7 protein-coding genes are annotated in these 11,826 nt (G+C 36.1%); 2 read left to right on the top strand and 5 right to left on the bottom strand.

The window, feature by feature from the left end; translation table 11 throughout:
- Positions 1–6: 6 nt before the first annotated feature.
- On the bottom strand, positions 7–2,700 hold the full coding sequence (locus FJR06_RS11040; protein ID WP_015079988.1) for a plasmid replication protein, CyRepA1 family: 2,694 nt from the start codon (positions 2,698–2,700) through the stop codon (positions 7–9).
- A gap of 431 nt (positions 2,701–3,131) precedes the next feature.
- Between FJR06_RS11040 and FJR06_RS11045 the strand changes: the two genes are divergently transcribed.
- On the top strand, positions 3,132–3,308 hold the full coding sequence (locus tag FJR06_RS11045) for a hypothetical protein (RefSeq protein WP_174783459.1): 177 nt from the start codon (positions 3,132–3,134) through the stop codon (positions 3,306–3,308).
- Between the two features lie 337 nt (positions 3,309–3,645).
- On the opposite strand, the gene FJR06_RS11050 is transcribed toward FJR06_RS11045, so the two are convergent.
- The 4 genes from FJR06_RS11050 to FJR06_RS11065 all read right to left on the bottom strand — a co-directional run bounded on the left by FJR06_RS11050 (position 3,646) and on the right by FJR06_RS11065 (position 9,500).
- Positions 3,646–4,164: a GNAT family N-acetyltransferase gene (locus FJR06_RS11050; RefSeq protein ID WP_168651429.1), complete on the bottom strand. Its 519-nt coding sequence runs from the start codon at positions 4,162–4,164 to the stop codon at positions 3,646–3,648.
- Positions 4,165–4,316: 152 nt separating this feature from the next.
- Positions 4,317–8,258 carry an NB-ARC domain-containing protein gene (locus FJR06_RS11055; protein WP_168651430.1) on the bottom strand — a complete coding sequence of 1,314 codons (3,942 nt, stop codon included), beginning with the start codon at positions 8,256–8,258 and terminating at the stop codon, positions 4,317–4,319.
- Between the two features lie 5 nt (positions 8,259–8,263).
- Positions 8,264–8,989 (bottom strand): toll/interleukin-1 receptor domain-containing protein, encoded by a 726-nt coding sequence (locus tag FJR06_RS11060; protein WP_168651431.1) that lies wholly within the window; start codon positions 8,987–8,989, stop codon positions 8,264–8,266.
- Positions 8,990–9,002: 13 nt separating this feature from the next.
- Complete coding sequence (locus FJR06_RS11065) at positions 9,003–9,500, bottom strand: hypothetical protein (protein ID WP_015079992.1); 498 nt, start codon at positions 9,498–9,500, stop codon at positions 9,003–9,005.
- Positions 9,501–10,088: 588 nt separating this feature from the next.
- Between FJR06_RS11065 and FJR06_RS11070 the strand changes: the two genes are divergently transcribed.
- Positions 10,089–11,738 (top strand): hypothetical protein, encoded by a 1,650-nt coding sequence (locus tag FJR06_RS11070; RefSeq protein WP_168651432.1) that lies wholly within the window; start codon positions 10,089–10,091, stop codon positions 11,736–11,738.
- The last annotated feature ends 88 nt before the right edge of the window (positions 11,739–11,826 follow it).

The raw sequence follows: 11,826 nt of genomic DNA on the forward strand, positions 1-11,826 counted from the left end.
GAGTGATTAGTATTGCAGGTCGCTACACTTATCTGCCATGTCAACTAGCAGTGGGTGAGTTTGTGTAAATTTGTCCAGTTCTAAGATTTGGGGGATGTTGAGCGATCGCAATAGATTGACTATTGTTGAACTTTGGGACTTGTTAAAGTCTGGTAGGAAAACTGATTGATTTTCTCTCATCTTCTTAGCAGATGTTTGATCCTTTTGTGGGATGCTCTCAAATCCCATTGTCAGAAAATAATGGAGACGTAATTGGGGAAAATATCCGTCGTCATCTTTCAAAATCAAGTCAGGGGTAACATCAACTTGGTAACGCTTTTTAATTGAGTATTTTCTTTGTCTTTGTTTGTCCGTTTTAGTTTTCGCCTTTTGATTTGATAGTCTTTCGTAAGACCGATCATCTAAGTCATCAATATTAATTGAAGCTATATTGTCCAGTTCCTCAAGGTAGTTCTCATCTCGTATGCTGGTTATCTCTTCCTTGATAATTTCGTCGTCGTCGTCACATTTATTAGTGAGTGTATTGCCTTCACTGACAAGATTTTTCAGGATAATTCCCCTATAATCGCTCATCTCATTATTGATTCTACAAGCCATTTTCGCGTAACAGTTCAATGCTGAATCATTTGTATTTATATAATCCTCTAGTATCTCAAAACCAACGTTTTTTAATTGCTGAAGATGTATTTTAAATTGCTTTCTGTTACTGCTCAGAATTGAATATAGCGACGTTGATCCGTCCCCCTGCCACGATAAACCAATGGGAGCTATCCATAGGTGACGGGGGACATTATCACGAAGTCTCATTAATTGTTGACGAACCGCATTTTCACTTTGCACACCCTGAAAACATCCCCGCACACTATCAAAATGATTCTTGACATCAATTGATATTCCAGTTCCCACAGATGGAGAAATTAAGACTACATGATATTGTTTGATAATGTTGTTAATTTTGGTGATACAACCATAAGCAGGATGTTCGGGATCTGCAATTGTTTCTGAATCAATTCTCAGGATTAAATCTTTCAGGTGTGGGAATTTTTTGATAATAATTGACTCAATATTTTGAGTAGAAAATTTGCCATTGATTTTCTGAGAGTCAGTTGCTATAAGGATTTTATCGCCATTATCAATTGCTGCCAACAGGTCACGCAACAAGTTTACCGGGGTGGTTTCTTGGTAATTATTAATCTCATATCCCCCTTCTTTGTACTCGTTATTGATGATAAAGATATCGTCATCTTTGCAGTTGGCAGCACTTTGCACAAAGTCTAAAGATACATCTGTTAAGTCTGCATCTAAGCACACTATTTTATCTGCATTAAGTAGTAGTAGTTGAAGCTGTTTAATAACTTCTGTTCGGTGTTCTTTAACTTCTGTAGTTGAGTTGAGTAAGTGCCATAAAACTTGTTCTATCTCATCAAGGATAACTACATATTTATTAGTTAGTAAATATGTATCATTCTCAACATCAAACTGACCCTTACCTTGACCGTGTAATGAATCAACTACTACGCCAAAACCTTGAGAGCGATCTGTTTTCCCGTTGATAATATCGTCAATGTAAGGAGCGCCCAAGCGACTGCATAAAGCTTGACATAATTGGACTCTATGAGAGATTAAATAAGCGCTATAGCCCTCGCTAGCCAGCTTATCAACTAATGGCTTTAATGCTTCCGTTTTTCCCGTCCCCTTGGGAGATTTTACCCCTATAATTTTGTGGGGAATGTTGGTCAAGATATCCCCTAAATATCTTTGGTTAAGGGTGAGGTTAATCTTCCTTGATAGCTGGTAATAGGGCTGCGTCTGCCACTGGGAAACGGGTAAAGCAGTGGTAATAATGTTCTCTACAACTTCTCTACCATGAACTACTAGGACGTCATCTATACCTTTTTCTGGTATATTTTTTTCTTTTGTCCAGTCACAGATTTTGACTTGACATTTTTTGGATTTTAGCAGTTTAGCAGTAACGTTGATCGCTATCCTGACATTTTTTCTGGTAGTTGGTTTGGGGTCATTGTCAAAACAAATTGTTATTTCTCGTTTTGGCGTTGCAAATATTTCTATGTCAGGAATTAAATTGTGTTTTTTCTGGTTGGTTTCAACTTTGCGATATGCTCCGTTAATTCCGGGTAATGCCACTGCGATAAATCCACAGGATAGCAAAGCAGCGGCTTTCTTCGCGCCTTCACAAAAGATGATGGGTAGGTTGTTTATTAACACCCACTCCCAAAACTCCTCATAATCCCCAATGGGTACACCGTGAATATCGCTGATCATCTGCCAAATACGTTTGGGCACTCGCAGGAAAAAAGCACGGGTAGCAACGCCGGGGGGATGTTCATACTTGATGGGTTTATTTTTCTTGTGGTCAAGCCTTGGGGTGTCGGGCTTGAAACATCCCCATTCCATCGGGGCGTAATTGTTCAACGGGTCAACACCGGCACACCACCAACCACCATTTAAGGTGTGTTTGTATCTGTATAGAATCCTGCTTACTTCTGAAGTGGTGTATTGGCTACTGTGGGGTGTTTGTTTGCCGTCTCCCAGTTTTGCTAAGGCATCCGATAACAAATACTCATGGGTGATGTTTCCTGCTAGGGATTTGACGTTAAGAGCGATAAGTTCTGGATCTACACCACAAGAGAGCCATTCTTGCCAGTCGGTAAAGTTGATGTGGTCAGGTGGTTTAATCATGGCTGCACCTCCTGTAATTTGTTGAGGTCAGCACATATCAAACAAACTTGATTGACTATACTACTTTGTGTTACAATAGTAATATAAGAAAAAACTTGCTCAATAACTGCGATGCAGTTTAATATAAAAATATCAAACTGCCATGATTTGCTATTCATGGTTCTTCGTGAATTAGATCCAGCCCCTTTACTTAGTTCCGTCGCCAAACATCGCTAAGTGAAAATGGATTGGGTGAATTTTTAAACAAACTAAAACTCCCTGGTTGCTTATGTAGCTTGGGAGTTTTGATTTAGGCACTGATTGACAAACTTACTTTGTTTTTCTTGTGCTTGGGAATCTATTATACTGTCTATTGACTGATTAATGTGCGTTACAAATTGTGATATTTTAATCGAACTAATACAAATGTATTTGTTGGTGGTGATTTATCGGTGGAAGACTTTGACACTTCAATTTTACCGCGTGACCCTTACCAATTTAAGTTTATTGACGCATCACCTAGTAATATTAAATTAGAAGCTGCACCGTTAAAAACTGTGGTTAGATTTTTAGGAGATGAGTTTGCCACTGGTAGTTTGCAAATCCGGTCAATAGTTAGTAGTCAATAAGGTTAGACTGTGCCGAAACGGGAGAGAAATTGGACAGTAACCACGATAATTACTGTCCGTTCGCTGATTTTGAAATCGGGAGGGGAATTAAAGCCCTAATGCAAAAAGAAATCGGTGATTTTCAAGTAACCTGTTAATTTTAAGTAAAATTTGCAACCATCACAGAAGGCTTCCAAAGGTGATTATTTAAGGTACAGGGATAGCATCAATCATAAAATGGCAAAAGCTCTATATAAGATGAAAATGCCTGAATCAATTGAATAGCATGGATTACAAGCCCTGTAGGGCTTAATTAAATCTTGCAAGTTAAAAATGAGCGAACGGACAGTTATTAAGCTCAAGCCTCTCTATAAAAAACTACTGCCAAAGGATGAAAATCTTTTTTCTCAAACAACCGATGAGCAAGTTCATTGTCTATTCCAGATTCTAAGAGGAAATATTTAGCATTATGCTTAGTACCCCATTCAATTACTTTGTCAACTAATTGACTCCCAATTCTTCTACCTCGATAATCAGAAAGCACACCGAGGTCATTCAACCAGCACTCAATATGACCAGCTTTAGTAGTCTTAAGATTAGCTAATGCAAAGCCAGCAATAACATTATCAACAATACCAACAAACTGTTTAACTTCTGAATTTTCAGCTTCAGACTTAGAAACTAGCCCAACAACCTCTTCCCGGAAAATTTCGAGAGCATTTTCAGCACGCTCAAAATGAACACCACTTTTAATTGCCAAGCCAGCAGCCAATTCGCCAAAACTGATGTACTTAGAGTTATAAACTCTATCGTAGATTTCGATAACTGAATCTACATCATCAATTGTCATTTCTCTAACAGAGATAGCTTGTTCCATAATTTTATTCCACACAAAATAACAACACTCAATGAACTGTTCAAAGATGAGATTCAGCTAAGTTCATTAGTTGAATCTGGAAAATACTCACTCTATTCAATAAAAATACTACTCTAAAACTCAACAAACAAATCAAGTCTTACCTAAATTTGCTATTTTTCGACTGCCCCTAGACTAATCAAGGAATTTTTTATTGGTTCTGTTAATTCTTTTAATTCAGTCTCCGTATTACTCTGTGTAAACCATTTAGCCCCTCTAATATTCATATCTTCATAAGGTCTCTTAGCTCTCAGATCAGCTTTCAAATTAGCATTTCTAGGATCACTAACATCCCAAACCTTAATTGTTTCATCTGAAGAACCACTTGCAAGCATCTGACTATTATGGCTAAAAGCAACAGTCCAAACGCAATCTTTGTGATCATTAAAGATTTGGAGACATTCACCTGTTTTTACGTCCCATAGCCTGACTGTATTATCGCCACTACCACTTGCCAGAAGTGTTCCATCATGGTTGAAGGCAACTGACCAAATCCATCCACTGTGTCCCTTTAAAATATGTAAGCAAGTTACAGACTTAGGATTTCTGATATCCCTGATATCCCACAACTTAACAGTCTTATCTTCGCTACCACTTGCCAAAAGTGTTCCATCATGGTTGAAGGCAACTGACCAAACCTCATCTTTGTGATCTAACAACGTAATGCACTCACAAGTGGTAACATCCCATAACTTGATTGTGCCATCGGTACTGCAACTGGCTAGGAGTTTACCGTCTGGACTGAAGACAACAGACCAAATCTGATTTTCATGTCTTCCTAATTCTTGACATTCTTCCAACCTTGGATTACTTTCAGAATCAACATTCCAAAGCATTATTTTTGCGTCATAACCTGCACTTGCTAACTTTGAACCATCAGGACTAAAGCAGACACACTTGATTCTATCTTTATGCCCTTCTGAGTTAGTATCAATACATACTAAGTTTGTTATACTCCCTTCCTGGTCTTTTTCCATACTCCAAAGCTTAATATTCTGATCATCACTACTACTGGCTATAATTTTTCCACCTTTTCTAAAAGCAACTGACATCACTGCACTTGTATGCTCTTTTAGAGCTAGGCAACACTCTTTTTGTTTCTCAATATCCCACAATCTGACTGTCCCATCACCATTTGCGCTTGCTAGATTACGATCATCAGGACTAAAAGCAACAGACCAGATCCAATTTGTGAACCCTCTTAATGTTCTCAGACATTGTTGTTCCGATACACTCCACAACCTTGTTTCACGATCTTCTCCACCACTCGCTATCATCAGTCCATCGTGGCTAAATCCAACTGATTCGATAATGTCCGTGTGTCCCTCTAAGGTTTTGATATACTCTAGTTTATTTACATTCCACAGCATTATATTGCTATCACTACTTCCACTTACTAGTAGTTCTTCACTTAATGGGCTAAAACAAACTGATTTAACTTGTTTTTGGTGTTCATCAAACGTTTTGATGCACTTATCTTTTTCATCTTTTTCCAAATCCCAAATTTTTATAGTTGCATCTTTGCTTCCACTAGCAAGATACCGACCATCTTTACTGAAGCTGACTGACTCCACACCATCAGTGTGTCCTTTTAAAGTTTGAGTACACTTACGCATTTCTACATTCCAAAGTTTTACAGTTTTGTCAGCACTACCACTGGCAATAAACTGACCATCTGCACTGAACGAAATTGACAGTACCTCATTTTCGTGACCTTTTAGGTCTCTTAAAAATTTGGGTTTTTTAACATCACTTACATCCCAAAGTTTCACAATGTGATCAGCACTACCACTCGCTAGAAGAGTACCATCAGGGCTAAAAGCAAGAGACCAAATCCATTTAGTATGTCCCTTCAAAGATTCTCCAATACATCGCCCTGGAGCATTTCTATCATTCAAACTTGCTTTCAGATTCCAAAGTCTGATCGTTTGATCATCACTCCCAGTAGCAAAGAATTCGCACGTAGGACTGAAAGCAACTGCGCGAATCCAATCTGTATGCTCATGGCAAACAAATAGAAGATTGCCATTTTCAACATCCCACAAGCGAGCTTTTTTATCAGAATGTCCTGTTAAGAGGTAAACTTTTTCGCGTTCTGGATGTTTTGGGCTAAAAGCTAGTGATTTTATTCTATCAAAATCCTGAGTAAAAATTGAATTTATAAAGGTACATTCTGTAAAATTGACTCCGGGTAAGTTAATACCTCTTAGATAAGCTTGACGAATTTCTAAACCAGAAAAGTCATAATCACTTAAGGTAATATTTTGTACTTTTTCGTTTTCTTTTCTTTGTATTTGGCATAGTAAATTGAGAATATTACCTGCTGCATAACGATTTTTGATTAAATCCTGTTGCTTTAGAATTAGAACAATATTCTCCAACTTAGACTCAAGACTTTCATCTTTATTAGCATCATTCAGCAAACATTGTATTAAAGATTCATTAAGCAATTTCTTGTTTACGAAATCATCAGATTTTTCTAATTCTTCAAATAACCCTTCTCGCGTTAAAACTAACTCTATCCTTTCTACTTTAGATTGCTCACTTGTAACATATTTTCCTGAGTTTAATAAAACTTTTACTTTATTTATAATTTTAATGAGAATCAAGCGATTATTGATATGTCTTAAACTATCTTTTATAGAGGCTTTAGATAAAGCATGAGTATTTAAAATATTAGGTTTTTCTTGTATAATCTCACGACACACTTCTTTGATAATCTTTCCTATCATAAACTCAAGAATAACAGGTTGCAATCCAATTCTTTTTTCATCCTCACTTTTTACTAAAGGAATAGACTGTCTAATTCTTGCTTGAATAAATTTATTTAAGTTTAGCGTTGCATAATTAGTATCTTTAGATAGTTCATCAGATGAACTTGCTTCACGATTAATTGCTAACCAGTACATGACATCTTTTGATTCAATAGATAGTCTATTGAAATGCCAATCTAATAATTTCTCTATATTATCAAAAACTATTTGTTCTCCATTTAAAAATTCTGATATCTTGCCATCATATTGTTGTTTGATATGTGATGCAGCAAGCTCAAGAGCTAAAGGATTACCACCATAAAATTTAACGATTTTTTCCCAATCATCGTCTGAATTTACTTTACAATCAAAGCGTTCAAATATTTGTCTTCCTTCATTAGTTCCTAATCCGAATAACTTCAATATTTCGACAAAACGTGTTTTATCACCTTCTAAATCTAAAATTCTTTGTGGTATTTCTCTACTAGTTAACAGAAAACAACTTTTATGCTCTTTAATTATTAGTTGCTCAAACATTTGCTCATATTCTTTACGGTTTGTTCTGAAATGACCGACCATATCATCATTTGTTTTCTCCTCCATAAGTGTTTCTACGTTATCTAAAACAATTAAATATCGATTTTCTTTTATATAAAATAGAAGTTTTTCTAGCGAGAAATCTGTTTCTCTTTGATTAGAAACGTCCTGAATTAATCCTTTTAATGTTTCTTCTATACTTGGATCGTCAATTAGCGAGAGCCAAATAACTTTCTTAAACTCATCCTTAAATTCATCCTGAATATTCTCAGTTACCTTTGCTACCAAGCTACTTTTTCCAATTCCACCTCCGGTCAAATTTCTCTCATCTTGAGTAAACTTTTTTGCTAAAGCACTTTTTCCAAGTCCACCAATACCAACAATAGCTATCATCCTATTATTTTCTTGAACAATCCATTTCTTTAGCTTCTTTCTTTCATCTTCACGTCCAACAAAGTTAGAAATATCGGTTGCTTTTCCTTTATACTGACTTCTTGAATTTTCAGCACCTTTTAATAATTGTCCTTCTGACTTGTCATTATTTTCACTATATTTAGTATTACTTAAGCCTTGAAGCTCTTCTTCTAGGCAATCAAGTCCGTCCGGTCTTTGCTTTAGTATTTTAATAATTTCTATGGATTTATCAGTTCGTGTTGCTGGATGTGGAAGATGGGAGTGATCAATCTCTAAATTGATTACTATTTCCTCGAATTGACTATTTGTCAAATTTTTAAGCCTTTGGAGTAAGTCTTTTTGACGATTCATTTACATTACCTCTTCAAATGTGGAGCAACTTCATATATGGTCTTTAATAAGTCAGAAAGAGAATTTCCTTCCTTTTGAAGAGCGTAGTTAATAAGTACACTAATTTTTTCAATTTGTGATACATTAGTTGGCAAATAAGATGATTCCATATCGTATAGAAAAACAACTTCTAAAAATTGAGGTACTAAGAGAATTTTCAGCAAATTAAAAGCCAATTTTTTCGGCACAACACTTAATGAAGACTGTTGTTGTGGTGATGAATAGATAACTTCAGCATTAGTCTTACCTCCTAACGGAGGTTTACCAGACTCACCTCGAATACCTCTAACAAGTTGCTGAAAACCATTTTCATAATTGTGATCATTTATACTGACGTATAGAAGAGGTTTTATAAAAGCTGGCTTTTCGCAATCTTTATAAAGAACAGGTATCAAGCGACGATTGGGAGTACGCGATTCTTGTTTTGCACGTATCTCTTCCTCAATTAGTTGAGTCAGCCATACGTCTTTTTCATAGCTAACCCACTTTGAATTTACACTCTCTGGCGAGAGGATTAGGAGAAAAATACTTGCACTAGACAGAGCCTCTTCCAGCTTTGTTGCTATCCTGTCACCAGGAAGAATTTCCCATTTATCAAGCCAAGCATCAATACTTTCGCGGGTGCGTAAATCTCCAGCTAGACGCTCAACAAATGGTTTGTCTATGCCACTATGACTCATGAAGACTTTCATTCATTTTTCTCCATTACTGTTCCACTCCAGCAATTAGTGCCAACGCATTCGCATACTGTTCCAAATCTTGTCTCAGGGATTCCAGTTCTTCTCTCAATTTTGGTTCTTCAGACCATTTGCGCTCATGCTCTCTAGGACTCAGATGTGGGGGAAGCTGGGCTTCCCAGGTTTGCAAAAGTGGATGCCATTTTGATAAAAAAGGACGTAAACCATTATTCAACACGGCTATGGCAATTCCACCAACCGAATCATGAGATGCCCCCACATCTGGACCACCTTCTTTGAGGACTTGTCGGGTTACAGGAAACAAGCTATACAGAGATGCCAAGGCTTCTCGCAAAAGTCCTTGGTCAGATGCCAAAGGTTGCACAGCAATGCGGGTAACAAGTTCGACATATAAAGACCAAGCTGCTTTACGTTCGGTTGAGTCGGCTTCCCATTCGGCTGAACCAATGCCAAAGGGAAGACTAACAGATACTTTTTTTAATTTTGCTGGGTCAAATCTAGGCATAAATGTATAGTAATTAATTGATACTGTGATTGTTTCTAAACTCTAATTGGGGCTGTTTCTGTACGTTTGCGACACTAATGTTCATAACTAGGGTTATTCAGGGATTTTTCTATACTATTATTCACTTTACTATAAAGATCGCATTAAGCAACCCCTGAATTAACCTTCATGCGTGTACTTTTAGGTGCGGAAACGCCAGTAAATTGTAAAATAACTTCAAGTATAAAGTATAATGAAAAGGGTTGATAAATCGCCTCAGTAATTTATATGCCTAAGCCATTACCACAAGCGATACTTAAACCACAAAATAAAGTAATTGAGAAAGAAAAATCGCACTCTGGAATATTCTTAGGCGATAAATGCTATTAGAATCTGGCTAATTTACGAAATGGTCATGCAGTTGTTTTAGGGACTTCTGGCAGTGGTAAGACTCAAACCTTAAAATCAATGAATAAAAATCTGCTGTACATTAGTAACTTCTGAATTTTTACCAATTAACATCATTTAATTATCGGTAAAATCCACTGTTATAGTGTTAATATTTTTCAGAATTATGTTAAAATACATAAATAGTTATTCTGTAAAAATATGACACCAGAAGAATTATTAAATCAAATATCAGACGGCATCTGGATTAATAAAGGTGGGTTGAAAGTTCCCGATGATGTCGTTCAGGCTTTGCAACAAAAAGAAGATTGGTTTGATGGATTAAACCCCGTTGTTTATTCAAAAGACAATCTTCCTGATATAAAAGGAATTTTAAATTTTTTCTCCGAACAGGAATTAGATCAAGAAGTTGGTTTCGCTGCAACTGAGATTTTACAATCTTGTTATGGTGTGAATAAAGTAGTTAATTCAAAAGTTCACGATAATCCCCAAGCATCAGGAGAGAATAAATTAGATTTACTTGCTGGTCAAGCTACTAAACCGGACGATTACACAGCAGCAGTAGAAGTAAATAATTTATTTATGAATTGGGGGAATATTGTCAAAAGTAATTATACAAATAATAGTGATGATATTTTTCTAAGAATCAAAAGCATCGAAGAGACTAATAAAAATTGGTTTCAAGATAAAGTTGATGATTTGAAGGCACAAGTATTAGCTGCTTATGATGATTTAATGTACCAATTTGATGAACAAGAAGATCCTGTACCCCAAGAAGTCAGGAATCATTTTATTGCAGTTAGAGAAAAAACTGAACAGAACTTTTCTGAAGCCATAACTGAGTTTCCACAAGACAACGACAATTTAGTAAATATATTTCTAGAATTATTTAACAAACTCAAAGAAGAATTGAATAATATACTTCAGCGAATTAAAGAAACAATTACTTCGACTTCGCTCAGTACAGGATTTGGTAAGGATGAATCTAAAGCTGCCAAAGCAAACGCTAGAGAAGAAAATAAAGGCAAAGTAGATATAATCAAATTCCTGAAAAGTAAAGTCATTCGTCCTGCTATGGTAGGTATCAGAAGGCTATTTACACAGGGTAAAAAGTTAGTTGAGTTCAAAGACCAAGCTAACTATGCTCAAGATAATCTAAAATCACAGTTTGGAAGTGTTGTGAGTAATTATGGTGCAATCACACCAGTACCAACACCAACTAATTTAGATGTTGTCAATGTGCTTGGTAAAATAGCCGAAAGTTTGCTATCAACATTTATATTAAAAGGCATTTCATTACCAAGAGCATTTTTTGATGCTATTAAAAATACTGTAGTTTCAGTCATCACCAAAAGATTATCTATCCCTGCTAGTGAAGCAATTCGATATATTACCGGAGGGTTGCTAAAATCAGCCAAAGACTTATTACCAGCGATTTTTAATAATACGGGAATGTTTGCGGGGGCATGGGGACTTTTAACCGCTTGCGCTCCTTATATTTTAGCAGCAGCAATAATTATAATCATTGCTATAAATATGGCTAAAAAGAATCAGTTAGGTAATTTCATTTGGTTGTTAGGAATTAAAGAGAATCAGATTGAACCTGACCTGGGAATTGCCAGAGTAAGCGGTGATTCACTGGAACGTATGAAATGTTTGAAAGAGTTTAAACTTGACTTTCTTGAGGAAACAAATAAACAATATCAATATTTATATGCTTTAACTTTTAAAAGTGAGAATCTTTCTAGAAGCTTTGACATGACCGAAGAAATGCCAATCATATTATCAGAAGAAGCTGCTAAAATTATCAGAGATGGGTTTTCTTATTTAGAAGATATGCCACCTTATTGATAATAATTTGGACATACAATTTTATGCCTACAGCCCACATTCCGCACCCCAAAATGTTACAGAGGGAAATTACGGAGATGAAAATCAA

This window comes from Dolichospermum sp. UHCC 0352 (assembly GCF_009711925.1).
GTDB classification, from domain to species: domain Bacteria; phylum Cyanobacteriota; class Cyanobacteriia; order Cyanobacteriales; family Nostocaceae; genus Dolichospermum; species Dolichospermum lemmermannii.